Here is an 18,531-nt window from a genome sequence, read left to right as displayed (position 1 = left end):
CCTCATCCCCGCCGTGGGCGTGGAAGGCATCAACTGGCTCGGTGTGGCTTCCGTCACTGGCGTCGCGACGATCCTGTCCGTCGCCACGTCGATCGGCAACGCCAGCTTCACCGCCGGCCGCTGACGCCGCCTGCATAGATCGCGAATAATCCAACAGCCGTTCTTTACAGCTTCGCCCCCTCTCGCTGAAGCGATCCCGGACACCCGGGACGACGCTTCGCGGGAGGGGGCGGTGCTTCCAGTTAACGACGTTGCCCGCTAGGGTTCGTTTCTATGCCACGTAATTTTGGCCGGGACGCTCAGCGCGACAGTAGGCGCGAGACTCGGGAAGCCCTGAAGACTGCCATCGAAGACGTGGACTGGGTGTACAAGCGTCCCGTCAACGCGGAGTTGGAAATGGACTGCGCCCTGACTCTGGGTGACGCCCCGGGGCAGTCTGTGTACATCGTCCAGTGGGGCTACAAGGGGAAAGTCGTAGACTTCGCGTTGACCCATCGGTCGGAGGAGACTGTTGGCAAGTACGATCACATCGCACGGTACGACTGCTGTCACAGTGAAGTGCACAAGCATCAGTACACGCAAGAGGGCGAAGATCAGAACCGAACAGTCATCGCGGAGATCAGGAGCGATGGCACCGCGTGGGATACAGTGAACGAATCGTATGAGTTCTGCTATGACGACATGTTCGACCACTGGCAAGAACATCTTCGGAGGTGGAGTGAATGACTGAGATGAGCGCCGAACGGCGCAAGACAGCCAAATTCGTGATGCGCTACCTCTCCAACGGAGAGAACAAGAAGCGCTTACGCGCCAGCGGCTTCACGCCAACGACGCCTCTCATCGCATGTGAGTGGGAGAGCACGGTGAGTGAGGTTCGAGCGATGATGCGGCGCCAGGATGGTGCGCAGCAGCTGTTCGTACTGATCCGCCGCGAGGAGAAGATCTACACTCTTGCAGGTTCGACGGTCAAGGGAGAGGACGTCCCTGTCGAGGCAATTGCGCTGCAGGGCTTGGATGCCAACCTCGAGATCGGCATGGTCTACGACTCCCTTAATGCTCGGAACTTGCTCGATGCGATCCCTAGCTCGGATTCGCCCTTCAACACGCGCATCGGACAGTATTCGCTCGTAGCCGCCTAGTCATGGTCGCACGGAACCGCCCCATCTCCTTCGGGAGGTGGGGCGGTTTCGTCGTTCTACGAGGTAACCACGACCCCGCACACGGGGCACTGCGGCGGCGCTGTCATGTTGAGTTGCACGAGGCAGCGCGGGCACTTCGGCCAGCCGATCAGGTCGTCGTCCATGCCGGGAGCGTAGCGGCGCGAGAAGCCCCGTGACGGGGCTGTGGAGAACTCACCATCCCTTCTTCCTCGTCGCTCGCAACAGCATTTCCAGCAATGCGATCGACAGCTCCGAGCAGAGTTTGTCGGCAGCGGCCGCGTCGCCCTCGAGTGTCACGGTTCCGCGGATCTGCGATCGGGCTTGCGAGATCGCCCATTCCTTTTCGGTCATGGTCCCGACCTCGAGCGCGTGCCGCACCTCTGCGCGCACGTCGCCCTCGGTGACCCACTGCAGCATGTCCAACCAGGCGTCGAACACTTCGAGCGGTTCGAGGAGGATCGGCTCGTACGTGTCCCCGTCGACCGTGACGGGCGCCGGGACGAGCTCGCCGTCCACTTCGCGCAGAGGGGGAGTCTCACCCCAGAGCAACCACGAAATGCCGTCGACGGGTCGGGTCGCGACGGGCCGCCAGCAGACGATGCGCTTCGTCCACTTCGAGTCGCCCCGCTCGGCGACCGTCTCGCACCGCAGGCCCAGGGACTCGAGGGCGACTTCGGCGGTGACCTGCACGGCTGGTTCGTTCATGACGGGGATGCTCGCACCGACCACCGACAGTGAGCTACTCTCCTTTGGTGTATTCCTTGTTCGGCTCCACGAGGAGCGTCGTGGTCTGCGCACCTGACGGTTCCATCTCGTAGGTCTCGCTCAGGACCACGTAATTCAGCGCGTAGGTGTCGACCGCGCTCCCGTTTGCGTCGACCGCGACGATCGTGAGGCGGTCCTCGGGTGTTGGCCGGTACGTGTCCTCGAGCTGGTGCTGCTTCTCCCAGCCGGCTCGTGACGCGTTCATGACCACTCCGCCACCCTCGCCGTACTCGATGCCATGCACGGTGTAGTGCTCCGCGTTCTGCTGAACCTGGTTGCCCTTGGAGTCGATGATCTGCAGCTGGTAGGCATCCTGCACCAGGGGCAGCACGAGCTCCATCGGCTTGCCCTCGGTCCAGTCGACGCCCGTGTACGTCGGTGCGTATCCCGCCGGGTAGGTGACGGTGATCGCGTGAGGGTCGCTCGGATCCGGCTCGTGTGTGAACGGTGCCCCGCCGAGGGGCGTCTCGGAAGGTGCAGGTGTGGCATCTGCAACGCCAGCTGATGTCTTCGGCGCGAAGGCCAGGAAGGCGAGCACGAGTACCGCCGCGATGAGAGCAACGATGACCGCGATGAAGATCGGTGTCCTGTTGCGAGGCTTGGCTAGTGTCTCGGTCATCGTTCGCTCCTGAGGATGTCGCCGGCTGTCAGACGGGTCGTTCGGTGGCCTGAGCATAGCCGCGACGGTGAACCGCGCGGAGACCTGGGTGTTGCGGCAGGGGTCGTCCCATTCTTCAGCATCGATCGGCGGGCGATGTGGTTGTGCTCCGCGTTGTGCTTAGCGATGTGCTCCCGAGGATGAAGCCAGATCCCCAGGATGATCCTGGACGACCCATGGCCGCGGATTGGCCCGCCATTCCGGCACTCACATGCACCCACCTGTGCCCAAGTGATTAGCCACCGTTGGCAGTTCGAGTCCCTCCAGGGGCACCAGTTCTTCGGTGCGGTTCCGCATAGGTGCGTGCGCAGTCCGATGCGACCGGCCTTCGCTTCGCGCGTGTCCCTAGACTCAAAAACATGACGACGATCTTCGACGAGCAGAACCGCCCCGAACCGCCGCTCGGCGAGGACGAGTGGTCGACGCTGAACGGCTTCCTCGACTTCCACAGGGCCACGCTGGCGTGGAAGGTGTCCGGACTCAGCACCGAAGACCTGGCGAAGACGCTTGCCCCGAGCACCATGACGCTTGGCGGCCTGGTCAAGCACCTCACTTACGTCGAAGACGACTGGTTCGGGGTGGTGCTGCTCGGCGAAGATCAACGTGAGCCGTGGGCATCCGTCGACTGGAAGGCAACCCCCGACTGGGAGTGGGACACCGCAGGCGGGGATACCCCGGCCGAGCTCCTCGCTCAGTGGGAGGCATCCGTCACGCGGGCGCGGGCCGCGGCAGAGCGGGCCTACCGCGCGGGTGGGCTCGAGTATCCGGCCGCCAGCGGCTTCTCCGACGGCCGCATCCCCCGGCTGCGGTGGATCCTCATCCACATGGTCGAGGAGTACTCCCGCCACAACGGGCACGCCGACCTGCTGCGCGAGTCCATCGACGGGAGCGTCGGCGAGTAGTCGCCGCCCCGCATCAGTCCTGTTCGGTTGCGCCGTCGATATCGGAACCGCCGACGATGATCAGGGCGGTCGCGAGCACCGCGGCATTCGCCCACAGGATCACGCTGATCCCGAGCGGGCCAGCCGCGGTCCCGATCGCGAGCGGTAAAACGATCTGGGCGAGGCGGTTGGCCGTCATCCGTAGGCCGAGCGCTTGGCCGTGCACGGACTTCGGCGTGATGCGCACGACCCAGGACATCGTGAGCGGCTGCGGAAGTCCAAGCGCGACACCAAGGGCGACCATCACGGGGATCGCCCCGAAAGCTCCGATGAATGGCAACGCGATGAGCGCCGCGACACCGCACGCGATCGCCACCAGCAGCAGCGGTTTGCGCCCGAACCTCGCGACCAGACGACTCAAGCCAACCCTCGAGAACACTGACACGACGGCCCGGATGGCAAGCAGCATCCCGACCGCGACACTCGAGACCCCCTTCTCCGTCGCCCACAGCGGCACGAAGGTATACAGCAGGTCAACAGTCACGAGCACGGCTGCGCTCACAGCGACCGAACGCCAGAGTCCGTTCCCCCTGCCGATCTCGGCCAGCTTGGGACGCCGTTCAGGTCGCGCGTCCTGCCGCGCAGCTCCGGCCTGCGCCTCGCGAGCCGCAGCGGCGGCCCGCCGGTCAGCGTTCAACAGGGTGGGCGTGCCGAACAGCCCAAGCAGCAGGAGGACGATGCACGTGATCGCGCCGACAACGGTATTCGGTGCACTTGTACTCGCCGCCCCGAACGAGGCCGCCAACGTCACCACGGGTGGCCCCACGAGCTGCCCGAGGGACGCCGCCGTCGTCAGGACCGCAAAAGACCCATCGCTCGAGCCGTCGCGCCCACGGTGCGCCGTGAATGTCTGCTGCCCGATCATGACGAACAGACTCCCGATGCCGGTCGTCGTCGCGGCAAGGACGAGTATCCAGAGTTCGCTGGCCCAACAGAGAAGCACGGGTCCCGTCACGAAGACGGCGACTCCGAGCAGCGCCACCTTGGCGCCCCCCCCCATCCGATCCGAGAGCCGCCCGACGGGGAGCGCCGCGACGAGCGCAGGCGCGGCGAAGGAGGCCGCAACGAGGCCAAGCGCGAATCCGGTCGCGCCCAGCTCGACCGCCTTGTAGCCGATCATGAGACGCGCCCCGACCCACGCGGACTGCAGGAGCGCGGCCTGGATGCTCAGCGCGAGGCGCCAAGGCTGCCCGCCGTCGCCGCCACGGCCGCCTCGACGACGCCCCGGGCGACGCCGACCGGTCATGAACGCCGGGGCGACTCCTCGGCGCCGCCGAAGTGACGCGTCAGGTCATCGATCTGGCTGCGCACCGCGCCGTAGCGGGTTCGGTTTAGGTGGAAGACGGCAAGCTGCAGCGAATAGGTCAGCGCGATAGGCACGAGCGGCGTGCGGTAGCCGCTGTCGTCGCCTCGCGGAGCTGCGAGCAGGTGGTCGGGGTTGGGACGGAAGTGGAAGCCGGGCACGTCGCTGATGAGCACCACCCTGCCCCCACGCCGCTGGCATTCCGACATGAGCGGCGCCAGCCGCACGGATGCCTCCCGGAGGGCGTAGGCGATGAGCGTCGAGTCGGAGTCGAAGCCGACCATGTTCTCGGCGAGGTCCTTGGCACTGTTCTCGAGGGTCACGACGGTGAACCCGAGTCGGCGCATTCTGCGGGCCGCGAGGTCTCGCAGCGGACGCTCGTCGTCCGCATCCGAGAACACGTAGATGGTCTTCGAGGTGTCGATGGTCTTGGCCGCGGCCTCCATGACCTCCTGCGGCACGTACTTCGCGAGGCGCTCCAGCGCGGCGGCCTCGTCACTCGCGAAGGAGTAGAGATCGTGGCCGGAGTCAGCACGCATGTGGGCCTCGTGGTCCGCCCGTTCCTGCCCCTCGTCGCGCTGCAGGTCGGCTCGGAGGTCCGGATACCCGCGGTAGCCGAGCTTCTGTGCGAGGCGAACCACGGTTGACTCGTGCGTACCCGCACGCTGCGCGACCTCGGCGGCCGGTGCTTCCGAGACACGCTCTCCTGAGAGCAGGACGGCCATGACCTTGCGCTCCGAGCTGCTCAGCTGCTTGGTGCTGCTGGCGATGACGGATCTGAAACTCACCTGGACTCCTCGTTGAGTGGATGCTGCTGGCGAGCAGCGCTGGTACTCACTGCAACACAGTGCCAGCTTTCTTGCTCTGCTTGACACTCTCCCACAATCCTGCACACATGTGCAAGGTTGCAAGTTCGCTCGCAAGAGTGAACCGCTGGGAGCTTCATCCTCCCGAGCACACCAGGATTCGAACCGCAGAGAGGCGGAGGACAACGATGTCATCGAACAGAATCAGAGCCGAATGGGGCATCGCAGGTGCCTGCGTCGCGGCCGGCATCGCCTTCGGCGGCGCCGCCGTCAGCTACGGGCTCACGGCCGAGACCGGCGTGGGCGCAGGGCTCATGCCCCTCGTCGCGGCGGTCCTCATCGGCGGACTCATCACCGTCCTCACCCCGGAGCACCTGCTGTTCGCGCTCCTCGGCTGCGTCATAGGGATGCTCGTCGGCGTGCTCCCCGGCTTCGGCCCAGCCGCGGCCGTCTCGCTCCTCATCCCCGTCACCTTCGGGCTGGACGCGACAACCGCCATCATCATGCTCGCCGCGATCCTCTACGGCGCTGCCTACGGCGGGACCATCACGGCAGTACTCCTCCGCATTCCCGGCGAAGCCTCCTCCATCGCGACGACCCTCGACGGGTAGGAGATGGCGAAGCGAGGGCGAGGCGGACCTGCCCTCGTCATCGCGGCCCTCGCCTCGTTTGTCGGCGGCCTCATCGGCGTCATCGGCTTCGTGCTCGTGGCACCCTTCAGCCGCCTCGCCCTCGAGTTCGGAGCTCCGGAGCTCTTCCTCGTCTCCGTGCTCGGAATGGCGCTCGTCGCGAGCTTCGCCGGTCGCGACCCCGCAAAAGCCCTGCGGGGCTGCTGCCCGGCTCGCCAGGAGCGGCTACCTCGCTCGCCTCCTACGCCCTGGAGAAGCGGATCTCCCGCCGCGGCGGAGAGTTCGGGAAGGGCGCCGTCGAAGGCGTCGCCGGACCCCAGGCAGCAAACAACGCGCTCGCCGTCTCCTCGATGATCCCGCTCTTCACGCTGGGCATCCCGACCAGCGCGACGGTCGCCATCATGGCCGGCGCGTTCACCATCAACGGGCTCATCCCCGGCCCGCTGCTCTTCCGAGACAACCCCGAGGTGGCCTGGGCGATCATCGCGAGCCTCCTCGTCGGCAACGTCATCCTCCTCATCCTCAACGTGCCGCTCGCCCGCGTGTGGATCGCCGTCCTCAAGGTCCCGTTCCACTACCTCATGGCCGTCATCATCGCCTTCATGTTCCTCGGCACCTACAGCATCAACGGCTCCGCGTTCGACATCTTCGTGATGCTCGGAGCAGGCGTCGTCGGCTACCTCTTCCACCTGTTCTCCGTGCCGCTCACGCCTCTTGTGCTCGCCGTGATCCTCGGGCCGATGCTCGAGGAGAACTTCCAGCGCTCGCTCGCGCTGTCCCGCGGCGACTACTCCGTGTTCCTCAGCAGCGGCATCAGCGTGACGCTCCTCATCGTGATCGTCATCGCGATCCTGTTCGGCGCCGCCCGGCCGCTCCTCAGCTCGCTGCTCGCGAAGCGCGTCAAGCGGATGACCGCGAAGCGCCTCGCGGAGGAGCTCGAGACGCAGACCCCAGAACCGCAACCCACCGCATCCACCAACCGCTAGCCCCTCGGACCGACGAAGGAGTCAGTCAATGTTCACCACACCCCGAAACGAGCACACTCCGGGATCGTGGACGCGACGAGGCCGAGCCCGCGGAGGCGCACGCCTCACGGCCGTTGTCGCCGCGGCCGCCGCCGCCTCGCTCCTCAGCGCCTGCACCCCGGGAGCCGCGGGAGCAGAGGATGGCGCTGAGTTCCCGCAGGCCGGGTCCACGATCGAGTGGATCGTGCCATCGGCTGCCGGAGCCGGCAACGACATCCTCGCCCGCATCATGGCGCCCGCCATGGCGGAAGACCTCGGCGTCAACATCAAGGTCGTCAACAAGGAGGGCGGCAACCAGGTCATCGGGCTCAACGCTCTCGCCTCCGCGAAGCCCGACGGCCTCAGCCTGGGCTTCACGAACATCCCCTCGATCTTCGGCCGCTACCTCGACCCGAGCAAGAAGGCTGGCTTCGACCGGGAGAGCTTCGCCCCGACCGGCTCGTTCGCCCTCAATGACATCGTCATCGGCGTCAACAAGGACAGCCCGTACGCGACCACGCAGGAACTCTTCGACGCCGTGAAGGCAAGCCCGGGCACGATCACGGTCGGCACCGACTCCCGCGCAGGCGACGATCACGTCAACCTGCGCACGATCGAGAAGGAGCTCGGCCTCGAGTTCAACATCGTGCACTACAACAGCGGGGCCGACAAGATCGCCGCCCTCGTCTCAGGAGAGGTCGACTTCGCCCTCGGCGGCGTCTCGTCCTTCATCGGCCAGGCCAAGTCCGGCGAGATCAACGTGCTGTCCGTCCTGAGCGACGTCCCCAGCCCCTTCTTCCCTGAGGTCACGACACTCAGCGAGCAGGGCTTCGAGGTCGCGCCGATGTCGAACAACTTCGCTGTATCGGTGCCGGCAGGCACACCGGCACCAACCGTCGCCGCGCTCGAGGCAGCGCTTCAGGCCGCAACGGAGGACCCGGACGTCGTGACCGCGCTCGAGAACGCAGGCACGGTGCCCAACTGGATGCCCGCCGCCGACGTCGCCACCCTCTGGGAAGAGCGCGAAGCAACCACCAAGCCGATCATCGAGGAGCTGATCGCCGGTGAGTCGCGCAGCGTCCGCTCCCCCAACGAGCCCGACACGACCAGCTCCGTCCGCATCCACCAGACCAGCAGGAGAACAGCCCATGCCCAACGAGTACGCGAGTAGCGCAGGAACGGCCACCGCCGGAGTGAGCGACGGCGTCATCGAACGCGCGAGGAGCATCCCGAGCGCCAACATCGGGGATGCGCAGGAGCGGCTGGGCACGGCCTCCGGCATCCGCCCCGTCTGGGACGGTGCGCAGCTCGCCGGGCGCGCGCTGCCCGTGTGGACGAGGCCAGGCGACAACCTCATCATCCACAAGGCCCTTGACGTGGCTCAGCCGGGCGACGTGCTGGTGGTGAACGGCGGCGGCGACGTGAGCCGCGCCCTGATCGGCGACCTCATCGGGCTCCGCGCGCTGCGCCTCGGCGTCGCCGGGTTTGTCATCGACGGCGCTATCCGAGACGCCGTGGGGCTCGGCGAGATCGGGCTGCCCGTCTTCGCCCGCGCCGTGACGCAAGCTGGACCCTTCAAGTTCGGCCCGGGACGCATCGGCATCCCAGTCGCGATCAGCGGTGTGGTCGTCGAAGCTGGCGACCTCATCGTCGCCGACGACGACGGAGTTGTTGTCGTGCGCGGCGAGGAGGCCGACGAGGTCATCACCCGGGCCGAGGAGATTGAGGCTGGCGAGCGCCGCAAGCGGATCGCGATCGAAGAATCGGCAGGAGTGCGCGTCTAGGAGCATCCGAATACGCGAACGTCGTTGCCGCCGCCCAGATTCGGGCGGCGGCAACACACGTTGCGGGCAGGATCGTCTCCTAGCGTTGCCACATGAGCACACCGCAGACCTGGCTGATCACGGGCGCGAACCGCGGACTCGGACGCGCCATCACCCTCGCCGCGCTTGGCGCCGGCCATAGGGTCGTCGCCACGGTCCGCGGCGAGCACTCCTTGCCCGAGCACAAGCAGCTGCTCGTGCTGCCGCTCGACGTGCGCGACCGGGCAGCTGCCTTCCGCACCGTCGAGCAGGCGACCGCACGATTCGGCGCAATCGACGTGCTGGTCAACAACGCGGGCTACGGACTCATCGGCGCCGCCGAGGAAGTTTCCGAGCAGGAGGCCAGGAGCATCCTGGAGACGGACCTGCTTGGACCCCTCTGGCTCAGCCAGGCCGTGCTGCCCGGGATGCGCGCGAATTGGTCTGGGCACATCGTGCAGATCTCCACGGTTGGTGCCGTCGGCACGATGCCGACGCTCGGGCTCTACAACGCCGCGAAGTGGGGACTCGAGGGATTCAGCGAGGCCATGGCCGCAGAGGTTGCCGGGTTCGGCATCCGCGTCACGATCGTGGAGCCAGGCGAGCTCCGCACCGATTGGGCCAGTGGCAGCATGCAGTTCAGCGAGCCGCTGGCCGACTACGACGAGCTGCGTACGAGCCTGTTCGGCACGCCGGTCGTCCCCTGGCCTTCGCCCTCGGCCGACGAGACCGACCCGCCCGCAGCTGGGTCAGCGTCTGCGGACGAGCCTGAGCCCAGCGGAACTTCGCCGGAAGACGCGGCAGCCGCGATCCTCAGTCACGTCGCTGACCCAAGCGACACGCGGCTGCGCCTCCTGATCGGCGAAGACGCCCCGGCTCAGGCACAGGCGGCCCTGAGCCTGCGTCTCGACGACTACGGCCGCGACCCGCGCTTCCCGCGGTGACGGCGTTGGAGCCGAAGCCTCTGCCGCAACCGCGCCTCGGTCCCGGCGTCAGGCCTCGTCGTCGGCAACGCGGATGAGCACCTTGCCGACCGCTCCACCCTCGACGGCGTCGTGCGCGGCGGCAGTCTGCTCGAGTGGGAACCACGTGATGGGCAGGCCGGCCGGCTCCCCCACCGGCAGCGCACCGTCGACAAGCGCCGCTGTCACGTCCTCGGCGGCCGCGCGCAGCGCATCCGGACCCACCGTGTAGAGCAGCAGCCCCTGCCAGCGGACGTTCTTCGCGAAGCTCGGGATGATCGGCACGGAGAAGGCGTCGCCGTTGTTGTTCGCGTAGTAGGCGATGCTGCCGTGGTTGGCGATCACCTCGACATCGAGCGCAGCGTTCTGCGTCGGCGACACCTCCACGATGTGATCGACGCCGTGGGGGGCGAGTTCTTGGATGCGCTCGGCGAGCGAGGCATCCGGGTAGCAGACCACGTGGTGCGCCCCGGCGGCGCGCGCCAGCGTCTCCTTCTCGTCGCTGCTCACGGACGTGATCACCGTCGCGCCCGCCCACACGGCGAGCTGGATCGCCGCATGCCCGACTGCGCCCGCGCCGCCGTGCACGAGGATGGTGCGGCCCGTAAGCGCCCCAGGCGAAAGACGGGCGGGGCCGTGCTCATGCACCGTGAGTGCCCTATGCGCCGTCATGGCGGGAACGCCGAGGCTCGCGGCGACGTCGAAGCCGACGCCCTCTGGCAGGCGCACAACGCGATCGACGGGCAGCACCGTGAACTCCTGCGCCGTGCCCGTCGGGCGCTGGTGAGCCGCGAGATACAGCCACACGCGGTCGCCAACAGCGAGCCCATGCACCCCCTCGCCGATCGCGTCCACAACCCCGGCGCCGTCCTGGTTCGGGACCACCTCGTCGAAGTCGAGTGAACCGCCCGCGCCGCCGCCCGCGCGAGCCTTCCAATCCGTGGGGTTCACGCCGGACACGACGACCTTCACTCGGACTTCGCCCGGGCCGGGCTGCGCGACCCCGCGCTCGACCAACGAGAGCACGTTCGAGGGACCAGTGGATGCGTAGACGATTGTCTTCATAGAAGAGTGCAGCGAACGGCCGTCTCCGACTATTCCCCTTCCCGCGCGCCTCTCGAGGCAACTCTCAGCATCGAGGACACCCGCACAGAGTGGTGGCACGATGTCGCCATGAGCAACGACGACGATGTTCGGCGGTTGGCGCTGGCTCTCCCGGAGACGGAAGAGCGCACGGCGTACGGCACCCCGGCCTTCTATGTCGGGAAGAAGATGTTCGCACGACTCCACGAGCAACCGGAGGTCCTCGTGTGCTGGCGTGCCGACATGGGCGAGCGCGAGGCGCTGCTGCAGGGCGAGCCCGAGATCTTCTTCACGACCCCGCACTACGACGGGTACCCGAGTGTGCTGGTGCGCCTCGGCAGAATCTCAAACCCGAGACTCGGCGAGATTCTCCAGGAGGCGTGGGAGGCGCGCGCGACGCCAGGCATCCGCCGCGACGCCTGACAGGGCCTGTCGCACCGCGTCTTGCCCGAGCGGGGCCCTCATCCGCCATATGATCAGCGGATGGTCAAGGTCATTGCAGTCATCCGTCCCGTCGCGAGCGAAACGATCGAGGCGGAGGGCGACTCGTACGAAGAGGCCAAGGCGAAGATCGAGGCGATGGTCCCTGAGGGGTACGAGTTGCTCTCGGTGCGCTCCGCGAAGTAACTCCTCAGGCCGAGCACCTCTGGCGCGAGCCCCGCGAGACGCAAACAGGCCCCGCCGCGCCGCGAAGCGTCGTCGGGGCCTGTTCTGTGGGCTTATTCCGCGCGTGACGCCTACGGGCGGAGCGGGTTTGGTCCGCTCGTGCCGCGAGCCACGAACAGGTTGAGCAGGTTCAAGAACCCAATAGCCCCAACCTGCAGGGCAGCGGTCTCGAAGACGCGGAAGTTCTGCGCCGCCGGGATGGTCCCGCCACTGGCAGGGGCACCCGGATGCCGCTGAAGGGGTCCTTCGACGAGCCGTCGTTCTGCGCGTTGATCGTGATGACCAGGACACTGCTGAGCGCGTTGAACAGCAGCGAGAGCAGGTTGTTGAGCGGCGTGAAGATCGCGTTGAGCGTGCCGTTCGGCGCGAGAATCTTCCGCACAGTCCCTGCCACGACGCCGGCGATGCCCCCAAGCAGCGTGCCGAGGACGGGGGAGAGGTTCAGCGTGACGTTAGCGACCTTGATGACGGCCGTAGCCCCACCGCCGGGTCCGGCCAGGAACTGAGCGAGGGTTCCACCGATGTTGACCGTCGTCGCACCGAAGAGGATGCTCGCCGTGACGGAGATGTTGATGGAGCCCGCGAGGCGCGTGATGATGTCTTCAACCAGCGTGTTGAGGGCGGCGACGACGCTATTTGTAGGGAGCGGCAGGTCGGCGAAGAGTCGCGTGTTGCCCGGCAAGTTGTTGAAGGTCTTGCCGTCAGGCGTGCCCAGGAGCGGTGCGAGGTCAACCGTGACTGTGCAGTTGGCGAGGTCGAGCCTCAGCGGGGAGTTCGCGCCACCGATCGGTGCGGCCGTCAGAGCGGCGAGGTCGACCGTCGCGCTGACGTTGAGCGCTGCAGCGTCGCCGAGCAACCCGACAAGGGTACTGAGCAGCGGGATGCCCGCGAGCACGTCGAAGATGTCCTGCGTGCTGACGGGGAGGTTGACGGGGATCGTCGTCTGAAGCGCCGTGCCGAGCGTGCCAACGACGCCAGACGTCACCTTGGTGCGTAGGTGGCTCAGGATGTACTGACGCTGGATTCCTCCGACGGGCGGCGGCACGGAGACGGGCGGTGCCGTGGCGCAGCGGAATGCCTCGGAGACGGACCTCGTCGTCACCGACGGCGCGGGCGGGGTGCCGACAAGGGTCTGTGGCGGCACGCAGAGAACGTTCGCGTACGTGCGGCCAGCGACCGCTCCGATGTCGAGGTCCAGGTCGGTCAGGGAGTTCAGGAGCTCGGCAGCAACCGGCGCGCCGATGAGTGTGCCGAGCTAGGTGAAGACCTTCGTCAGATCAAGGTTGCCGAGCGTCAGCTCGCCCTGGGCGGGTGTCAGCGCGATGAGGCCGTCGTTCGCGACTGCGCCGCTCGATCCGTCCGTCGTGCCGTACTGGTTCGCGTAGGAGAGCTGGTTCAAGAGACCAAGCGATTGCGGGCCCGTCACGATCTGGAGCACACCGGAGAGCAGGTCGATGACGCCATCGAGTGGCGACGTGTTCTGCCTTTGCACGGTGTTACCAGAGAGCTGCGTCGGAGCACCCGTGAGGCCAGCGAGCAGCTCCCCCAAGAGCTCCGTGCCGAGCAACGTGCCGCTCAGCAGGCGGCCATTGGAACCCGCGTTGAAGAGCGTGCCCGTGGGGAGGTAGCCAGCGGTCATCAGCGACGCGGCCGCGAGCGGGGCGGATGCGGCGGCGACGACAAGCGGCGCCGTCCAGGCGGCACCCGCGACGATCGAGCGCCGCGTGACGGTGCCCGTCCGAGGCTGCGTGCTCGAGAAGCTGCTCGGCACTTGAGAGTTCTGGGGCGAAGGGTCGTGGCTGTGCTAGGCATGCGGCACTCTTTCGTTGGGGGAACGAATTACACGGGGAACGGCGGGGAAGTTAAACGTCGAAGACACACGTTTAGTCAGAAGATAGTGCTGTATCACAGCACCCTGAAGCCCTTGACAAATATCAACGAAACGTCAGCCAGTTCACCCGCCTCTTCACCCCTCACGACCGACCAAACGGTGAGGTGATGCGAGAAGACCGCTTAGTCGAACATTCCGTCGAGCAACCCGCCGATCATGAGCCCGCCAAGCACGCCGCCGACGACGTCCCCCATGTCGCCACCACGCCGGCCACCGCGGCCGCCGTAGCCGCCCTGGTACCCGCCACCGCGGGGCTGACCCCACTCGTCGTAGCCCTGCTGCTGTTGCGGTCGTGACTCATCGATGTCGCGCTGCGCGAGCTGCAGCGCCTCGCTCGCGAGCGAGCCCGAGCGTCGAGCGAGCGCAAGCGCCTGCTCACGCTCATCCTCGCCGCCCCGATAGCTGACGAGCTCGTTCCGGATGCGCTCGGCTTCCGCAAGGCGGGTGCGTGGCGCCGAGCCGATCCATCCGCGGTGCCCGGAGATGACGTCGTTCGCGACGGCGATCTGCCGATCCGCGTCGTCGATCGCGGTACTGACCTGCCCCTGCGAAGGGATGGGACGCGCGGCCCTGTCCCGCGCCTTTGCGATCGCCTCGTCGAGCCCGGTATTCGCAGCCCTGAGGCGCGACAGCGACGCAAACGGATCGGTGCGCTCCCCCGCGGGAGGGAGTGAGGCGAGCGCATCCGTGAGTCGCTTTGCCGCATCCTCAACTTCCTGGCTGCGCGGCACGTCACGCGCTGCGACCAGGTCGCCCCGTGAGTCGGCGATGACCGCGGCGAGCGTCGATTCCGCTCGCAGCGCCTCGATCTCGTAGTTCTCGACGGCATCAAGCAGCGTGTGCACGCGGCGCACGGCCTCCGTCGAAGCTTCGAGCGCGAGGCGCGACTGCTCGTTCTGACCGGCCTCGCGTCGGCGCAACGAAACGTCCGCGCTGTGCTCGGCGAACGTGAGCAGCTGGGCGGCCTCGGCTGGATTGTCGCCAACCTGGTGCAGCGCGGCGTCCGAGTACCGGAGCGCGAGCCTGTCGATGCTCGCCTGCGCGTCAGGGATGCGCGCGCGCAGTCGCTCCGAGTCGCGCTTGACCCCCTCGAGCACGGCGGGCGTCTGGCGCACAACCGCGACGGCCTCTTCGAGCACCGACGACTTTTCCTCGAGGAGACCCATGGCCCACTCGCAGATCTGCACGATGCGTGCGTTCCGGGTTCGTAGCTCGTCCGGCGTGTCCGGGATGTCGTCAACGTTGAGCTGGTTCAGCTGGAACGCCTCGCCCATGTACCTGCGCACATTGACGAGAGTGTCCTTGAGGTCCTGCGTGGCACTCGAGCCCAGCTCAGCTTCGGCGAACGACAGCTCGTCGTTCATGAGCCGGATGCGCTCATCCGCATCGACGAGCGCGACGCCGGCCTTCATCGCGAGGTCTTTGTCGTGAGCGTCGATCTCGGCCTGCTGCTCTTGCTTCGCGCGACGAGCGCGCCCCCAGAATCCAGATGCCATGTCGCAGATTCTAGTTGCGAGACGCCGCCCGAACCTGGCGATGTTCACCGTCGGCGGAGCGCCCGCCGACCGCCATCAGCACCAGAGCCGGCCGCCATCAGTACCAGATGCCCGGGGCGGGTTCCGGCGAGACGCGCAGCATGCGCCCGGCGAGCGCAATGGCACCACCGCTGAGCTCACTGAGAGCCCCGGAGGCGCGGAGCGCAGTCGGCGCGACTCCGCCGAGCAGGAGCGACGCGAGGGCATCGACTCGCAGGCGAAGCGCGGGCACGTCACCGGTTAGCTCGTTGACAGCTTCCACGGTTCCTTCGCCGTCGGCCGCAACGGTCAGCACGTACGTCCCGCCCGCGAAGCCGAGCGCATCCTCGACCTCGATCCCGAGTACACCTGCCGTCGCGTAGTTTCTCGCCTCGAGCACAGCTTTGGTATCAAGGACGCGCAGCCATTGGTGGTCCGACGTCGTTACGGTCGCGGCACGCTGATCGCCGAGCATCCACCTGACCGGCTCGTCGACGGCGAGCTGCTCGGCCTTGACGGTTGCGACGAGGTCGGCCTCCAGGAAGAAGCGCCACAGTGCCGCGTAGGCGTCGTCGCTCACGGTGCGGATGAACTCGATACTCAGCGTGTGGCTCGCGTAGTCGTCGTCGCCGCCCTCGAGTTTGAAGAGCGCCGCTCCCTCGAGTGCACCCGATTCCGAGGTGTAGGTGACGGCACGGAGCTTCTTGCCGTCGCTCTCCTCGTCGTGCACCGTTCCCGCGAGGCGAGGCCACATGCCATCCCAGCCCTCGATCTCGCCGACCGTCGACACCCGTGCTCGTTCGAACAGCCCAGCGATCTGCTCGGCCCACTGCTCGCGGGCGACGTAGTCGACGCGGCCAGCAGGGGTCGGGCCACTCCACCGCACTCGGCGCGTGCTGATGCTCACGGTCGCGGCGAAGGTCGCGGGGCCGAAGCCGAACCGCCCATAGATCGTCGACTCGGAGACCGTGAGCGCGGCGAGTGGGATGCCAAGAGCGACGGCGGTGCGCAGCTCACCCTCGAGCAGATTCCTGGCGATGCCTCGCCTGCGACGCGCCTGCGAGACGGTCACCGAGCTGATCGCCCAGCTCTGCAACTGCTTGGCCCCAGGCAGCGTGAGCTCGGCGGGCCACGAGCTCGCGGTCGCGATGGGCTCGTCGGCGAGCGGCGCCGATTCATCCCAGACACCCGTCGTACGTCGGTACCCGAGCGACGCCCGCATGCCCTCCAGGTATTTCTCGCTCGGTTCCGCGGCGAGGAAGCCGCGAAGATCTGAACGCGCCCACGCGCCGAATGCGGCCGCGTCACTCGTGTCGAGCGTGTCGTAGCGCAGGCCAGCCTCTGCGAGTCTTGCCTTCGAGGTGGCGTCGATCGGGAGGCGCGCGAAATCTTCAACTGCAGACATGCCCCCAGGGTACGGGCCCGGGGTGATTCCGCCCTGGGGCGAGGCCTCCTGCACTCGACGAAGCGTGCCAGATGTGTCACTATCTGCGTATGCATGCAGATACGCATATTCCATCCGAAGGCCAGCACCAGTTCGAGCTCGACAGCCCGACCGTCGAGCTCGCCGCAGAGGTGTTCGGGATGCTCGCAGACGCGACCCGCGTGCGCATCGTGCTCTTCCTCGGCGACAGCGAGCACTCGGTGAGCGAAATCGCCGAGGCCGTCGGCAAAACGCCGGCCGGCGTCTCCCAGCACCTCGCGAAGCTGCGGCTCGCGCGCATCGTGGCGACCCGTCAGGAAGGCACTCGCGTCTTCTACCGGCTCATCAACGGGCACGCCCAGCGGCTCGTCGCCGACGCCATGTTCCAGGCAGAGCACTCCGTCGCGGGAGTCGGCGGCGCGGACGCCATCCCGCCGCACCACATGGGCGACCCGTCATCCCCGCGCGCCACCGACCCGGAGATCCACACGTCAGCCGATCACAATGCGTGAGGTGCTCGCAAACAGCGCGTTCCGCCGCCTGTTCTCCGCGCAGGTCATCGCGCTCATCGGCACGGGAATGCTCACGGTGGCACTCGGCCTCCTCGCCTTCGACCTCGCCGGTGGCGATGCCGGCATCGTGCTCGGCACGGCCCTCACGATCAAGATGGTGGCGTACGTCGTGGTCTCCCCCGTCATGGCGGCTGTCACGAGCAGGTGGCCACGGCGACGAGTTCTGATCTCGGCGGACCTCATCCGAGCCGCGATCGCTCTCGGGCTGCCGTTTGTCGGCGAGATCTGGCAGGTCTATCTGCTCGTCTTCGTGCTGCAGGCCGCGTCTGCGACCTTCACGCCGACCTTCCAAGCCGTCATCCCAGCCGTGCTCCCCGACGAGCGCAGCTACACGCGAGCTCTCTCACTCTCCCGCCTCGCGTACGACCTCGAGGCGCTCGTGAGCCCCCTTCTTGCCGCCATACTGCTCACCGTCGTGAGCTACAACTCACTCTTCGCCGGGACCGTCGTGGGGTTCCTCGCGTCGGCGGCACTTGTCGCCACCACACGCTTCCCACCCTCGGCGCCCTCGCAGCCGAGCCCCTTCCTCGCCCGACTGACGGCGGGCGTCCGGGTCTTCTGGCGCACCCGAGACCTGAGGGCGCTCCTGGCCCTGAACCTGGCAGTCGCCGCGGGGACGGCGATGGTCATCGTGAACACCGTGGTGTTCGTGCAGGCGAATCTCGGCCGCTCGCACTCCGACCTCGCCGTGCTGCTCGCCTGCTACGGCGCTGGCTCCATGCTCGTGGCGCTTGGACTCCCCCGCGTCCTCGATCGCATCTCCGACCGCCGGGTCATGCTCGTGGGCGCTGGTCTCGTGCCGATAGGCCTCCTTGCAATGGCGGGGGCCCTCTCGTCCGCCGACGACTGGGCGTGGATGCTGTCTCTCCCCGTGTGGGCGATCCTCGGCGCCGCGACCTCTCTGGTGCTGACGCCCTCATCCCGCCTGCTGCGACGCGCAGCGACGAACGACGAACGACCCGCCGTCTTCGCCGCACAGTTCTCGCTCTCGCACGCGTGCTACATGCTCTGCTACCCGGTAGCGGGCGTCGCCGGAGCTTGGCTTGGGCTCGCCCCGACCGCCGCGCTGCTCGCAGGAGTCAGCCTCGCCTCGGCAGTCATCGCCGGATTCACGTGGGCAAGAGGCCGCGCGAGCCACCTGGGGAGCAGGAACGATCCCCAAAGCAAGAGCGAGTTCCTGCAGGTCTGATCCAGCTCGCCCCGTCGAGCGACACAACCAGTACCCGGCCCCGGCCCCGGCCTGTATCCACGCAGATCTCCGGATGGATTACTCACTTCCGGATGGGTTGCAACCCATCCCGAAGTGAGCAAGCCATCCCGAGCAGGAGAGGTGGATGCTCGAGGCGAGCACG

Annotated in this window: 21 protein-coding genes and 1 pseudogene; 13 read left to right on the top strand and 9 right to left on the bottom strand. The window is 67.3% G+C overall.

What is annotated here, in order from left to right; translation table 11 throughout:
• The first annotated feature begins 13 nt into the window (after positions 1–13).
• The 3 genes from FHX72_RS19970 (at position 14) to FHX72_RS14670 (ending at position 1,139) form a co-directional block, all read left to right on the top strand.
• Positions 14–124 carry a holin gene (locus tag FHX72_RS19970; RefSeq protein ID WP_420892906.1) on the top strand — a complete coding sequence of 37 codons (111 nt, stop codon included), beginning with the start codon at positions 14–16 and terminating at the stop codon, positions 122–124.
• A gap of 149 nt (positions 125–273) precedes the next feature.
• Complete coding sequence (locus FHX72_RS14675) at positions 274–726, top strand: DUF7718 family protein (RefSeq protein ID WP_183626025.1); 453 nt, start codon at positions 274–276, stop codon at positions 724–726.
• Positions 723–1,139, top strand: coding sequence for a hypothetical protein (locus tag FHX72_RS14670; protein ID WP_183626023.1), 417 nt, complete (start codon positions 723–725; stop codon positions 1,137–1,139). Before FHX72_RS14675 ends, FHX72_RS14670 begins: the two co-directional genes overlap by 4 nt.
• 213 nt (positions 1,140–1,352) lie before the next feature.
• Here FHX72_RS14670 and FHX72_RS14665 read toward each other — a convergent pair whose 3' ends face one another.
• Both FHX72_RS14665 and FHX72_RS14660 read right to left on the bottom strand, forming a co-directional pair.
• Entirely contained in the window at positions 1,353–1,865 is a 513-nt protein-coding gene (locus tag FHX72_RS14665) for a hypothetical protein (protein WP_183626021.1), read from the bottom strand.
• A gap of 34 nt (positions 1,866–1,899) precedes the next feature.
• A complete protein-coding gene (locus FHX72_RS14660) occupies positions 1,900–2,544 on the bottom strand; it encodes a hypothetical protein (protein ID WP_183626019.1) in 645 nt (214 codons plus the stop codon).
• A 398-nt stretch (positions 2,545–2,942) separates the two neighbouring features.
• On the opposite strand from FHX72_RS14660, the gene FHX72_RS14655 reads away from it, so the two are divergent.
• A complete protein-coding gene (locus FHX72_RS14655) occupies positions 2,943–3,485 on the top strand; it encodes a DinB family protein (protein WP_068478919.1) in 543 nt (180 codons plus the stop codon).
• A gap of 13 nt (positions 3,486–3,498) precedes the next feature.
• On the opposite strand, the gene FHX72_RS14650 is transcribed toward FHX72_RS14655, so the two are convergent.
• Positions 3,499–4,770, bottom strand: a complete 1,272-nt coding sequence (locus tag FHX72_RS14650) for an MFS transporter (protein WP_183626017.1) — start codon at positions 4,768–4,770, stop codon at positions 3,499–3,501.
• The gene (locus FHX72_RS14645; RefSeq protein ID WP_183626015.1) at positions 4,767–5,615 is read right to left on the bottom strand and encodes a MurR/RpiR family transcriptional regulator; all 849 of its coding nucleotides are present in this window, start codon (positions 5,613–5,615) and stop codon (positions 4,767–4,769) included. The genes FHX72_RS14650 and FHX72_RS14645 overlap by 4 nt, the downstream gene beginning before the upstream one ends.
• Before the next feature lie 20 nt (positions 5,616–5,635).
• Here FHX72_RS14645 and FHX72_RS19785 point away from each other — a divergent pair.
• The 5 genes and pseudogenes from FHX72_RS19785 (at position 5,636) to FHX72_RS14625 (ending at position 10,012) form a co-directional block, all read left to right on the top strand.
• A pseudogene (locus FHX72_RS19785) lies at positions 5,636–6,616 on the top strand (tripartite tricarboxylate transporter permease).
• Positions 6,511–7,248, top strand: a complete 738-nt coding sequence (locus FHX72_RS19165; protein WP_244964311.1) for a tripartite tricarboxylate transporter permease — start codon at positions 6,511–6,513, stop codon at positions 7,246–7,248. The pseudogene FHX72_RS19785 and the gene FHX72_RS19165 overlap by 106 nt, the downstream one beginning before the upstream one ends.
• Before the next feature lie 28 nt (positions 7,249–7,276).
• A complete protein-coding gene (locus FHX72_RS14635) occupies positions 7,277–8,437 on the top strand; it encodes a tripartite tricarboxylate transporter substrate binding protein (protein ID WP_183626013.1) in 1,161 nt (386 codons plus the stop codon).
• Positions 8,415–9,050 (top strand): RraA family protein, encoded by a 636-nt coding sequence (locus FHX72_RS14630; RefSeq protein WP_183626011.1) that lies wholly within the window; start codon positions 8,415–8,417, stop codon positions 9,048–9,050. Before FHX72_RS14635 ends, FHX72_RS14630 begins: the two co-directional genes overlap by 23 nt.
• Positions 9,051–9,142: 92 nt before the next feature.
• Positions 9,143–10,012: an SDR family NAD(P)-dependent oxidoreductase gene (locus tag FHX72_RS14625; protein ID WP_183626009.1), complete on the top strand. Its 870-nt coding sequence runs from the start codon at positions 9,143–9,145 to the stop codon at positions 10,010–10,012.
• Between the two features lie 48 nt (positions 10,013–10,060).
• On the opposite strand, the gene FHX72_RS14620 is transcribed toward FHX72_RS14625, so the two are convergent.
• Positions 10,061–11,095 (bottom strand): NADPH:quinone reductase, encoded by a 1,035-nt coding sequence (locus FHX72_RS14620; RefSeq protein WP_183626007.1) that lies wholly within the window; start codon positions 11,093–11,095, stop codon positions 10,061–10,063.
• A 108-nt stretch (positions 11,096–11,203) separates the two neighbouring features.
• Here FHX72_RS14620 and FHX72_RS14615 point away from each other — a divergent pair, with 108 nt between their 5' ends.
• Both FHX72_RS14615 and FHX72_RS14610 read left to right on the top strand, forming a co-directional pair.
• Positions 11,204–11,536: an MmcQ/YjbR family DNA-binding protein gene (locus tag FHX72_RS14615; protein ID WP_183626005.1), complete on the top strand. Its 333-nt coding sequence runs from the start codon at positions 11,204–11,206 to the stop codon at positions 11,534–11,536.
• A 60-nt stretch (positions 11,537–11,596) separates the two neighbouring features.
• Entirely contained in the window at positions 11,597–11,740 is a 144-nt protein-coding gene (locus FHX72_RS14610; RefSeq protein ID WP_167349050.1) for a hypothetical protein, read from the top strand.
• Positions 11,741–11,909: 169 nt separating this feature from the next.
• Here the strand turns inward: FHX72_RS14610 and FHX72_RS14605 are convergent, their stop codons facing one another.
• The 4 genes from FHX72_RS14605 to FHX72_RS14590 all read right to left on the bottom strand — a co-directional run bounded on the left by FHX72_RS14605 (position 11,910) and on the right by FHX72_RS14590 (position 16,589).
• Entirely contained in the window at positions 11,910–12,923 is a 1,014-nt protein-coding gene (locus FHX72_RS14605; RefSeq protein ID WP_183626003.1) for a hypothetical protein, read from the bottom strand.
• Positions 12,924–13,034: 111 nt separating this feature from the next.
• Positions 13,035–13,550 carry a hypothetical protein gene (locus tag FHX72_RS14600; protein ID WP_183626001.1) on the bottom strand — a complete coding sequence of 172 codons (516 nt, stop codon included), beginning with the start codon at positions 13,548–13,550 and terminating at the stop codon, positions 13,035–13,037.
• A 242-nt stretch (positions 13,551–13,792) separates the two neighbouring features.
• Positions 13,793–15,166 (bottom strand): hypothetical protein, encoded by a 1,374-nt coding sequence (locus FHX72_RS14595; protein ID WP_183625999.1) that lies wholly within the window; start codon positions 15,164–15,166, stop codon positions 13,793–13,795.
• A gap of 97 nt (positions 15,167–15,263) precedes the next feature.
• Positions 15,264–16,589, bottom strand: coding sequence for a GNAT family N-acetyltransferase (locus FHX72_RS14590; protein ID WP_183625997.1), 1,326 nt, complete (start codon positions 16,587–16,589; stop codon positions 15,264–15,266).
• An 89-nt stretch (positions 16,590–16,678) separates the two neighbouring features.
• On the opposite strand from FHX72_RS14590, the gene FHX72_RS14585 reads away from it, so the two are divergent.
• Entirely contained in the window at positions 16,679–17,119 is a 441-nt protein-coding gene (locus FHX72_RS14585) for an ArsR/SmtB family transcription factor (protein WP_068478961.1), read from the top strand.
• A complete protein-coding gene (locus tag FHX72_RS14580) occupies positions 17,112–18,368 on the top strand; it encodes an MFS transporter (RefSeq protein WP_183625995.1) in 1,257 nt (418 codons plus the stop codon). The genes FHX72_RS14585 and FHX72_RS14580 overlap by 8 nt, the downstream gene beginning before the upstream one ends.
• Positions 18,369–18,531 lie beyond the last annotated feature (163 nt).

Source organism: Pseudoclavibacter helvolus, assembly GCF_014191305.1.
GTDB lineage: Bacteria > Actinomycetota > Actinomycetes > Actinomycetales > Microbacteriaceae > Pseudoclavibacter > Pseudoclavibacter helvolus.
This window is presented reverse-complemented; position numbering and strand designations above follow the sequence as displayed.

Excerpts from the sequence above, each read along its gene's own strand:
- FHX72_RS14675 (WP_183626025.1), top strand. The coding sequence starts at position 274 with ATGCCACGTAATTTTGGCCGGGACGCTCAGCGCGACAGTAGGCGCGAG.
- FHX72_RS14670 (WP_183626023.1), top strand. The coding sequence starts at position 723 with ATGACTGAGATGAGCGCCGAACGGCGCAAGACAGCCAAATTCGTGATG.
- FHX72_RS14665 (WP_183626021.1), bottom strand. The coding sequence starts at position 1,865 with ATGAACGAACCAGCCGTGCAGGTCACCGCCGAAGTCGCCCTCGAGTCC.
- FHX72_RS14660 (WP_183626019.1), bottom strand. The coding sequence starts at position 2,544 with ATGACCGAGACACTAGCCAAGCCTCGCAACAGGACACCGATCTTCATC.
- FHX72_RS14655 (WP_068478919.1), top strand. The coding sequence starts at position 2,943 with ATGACGACGATCTTCGACGAGCAGAACCGCCCCGAACCGCCGCTCGGC.
- FHX72_RS14650 (WP_183626017.1), bottom strand. The coding sequence starts at position 4,770 with ATGACCGGTCGGCGTCGCCCGGGGCGTCGTCGAGGCGGCCGTGGCGGC.
- FHX72_RS14635 (WP_183626013.1), top strand. The coding sequence starts at position 7,277 with ATGTTCACCACACCCCGAAACGAGCACACTCCGGGATCGTGGACGCGA.
- FHX72_RS14630 (WP_183626011.1), top strand. The coding sequence starts at position 8,415 with ATGCCCAACGAGTACGCGAGTAGCGCAGGAACGGCCACCGCCGGAGTG.
- FHX72_RS14625 (WP_183626009.1), top strand. The coding sequence starts at position 9,143 with ATGAGCACACCGCAGACCTGGCTGATCACGGGCGCGAACCGCGGACTC.
- FHX72_RS14620 (WP_183626007.1), bottom strand. The coding sequence starts at position 11,095 with ATGAAGACAATCGTCTACGCATCCACTGGTCCCTCGAACGTGCTCTCG.
- FHX72_RS14615 (WP_183626005.1), top strand. The coding sequence starts at position 11,204 with ATGAGCAACGACGACGATGTTCGGCGGTTGGCGCTGGCTCTCCCGGAG.
- FHX72_RS14610 (WP_167349050.1), top strand. The coding sequence starts at position 11,597 with ATGGTCAAGGTCATTGCAGTCATCCGTCCCGTCGCGAGCGAAACGATC.
- FHX72_RS14595 (WP_183625999.1), bottom strand. The coding sequence starts at position 15,166 with ATGGCATCTGGATTCTGGGGGCGCGCTCGTCGCGCGAAGCAAGAGCAG.
- FHX72_RS14590 (WP_183625997.1), bottom strand. The coding sequence starts at position 16,589 with ATGTCTGCAGTTGAAGATTTCGCGCGCCTCCCGATCGACGCCACCTCG.
- FHX72_RS14585 (WP_068478961.1), top strand. The coding sequence starts at position 16,679 with ATGCATGCAGATACGCATATTCCATCCGAAGGCCAGCACCAGTTCGAG.
- FHX72_RS14580 (WP_183625995.1), top strand. The coding sequence starts at position 17,112 with ATGCGTGAGGTGCTCGCAAACAGCGCGTTCCGCCGCCTGTTCTCCGCG.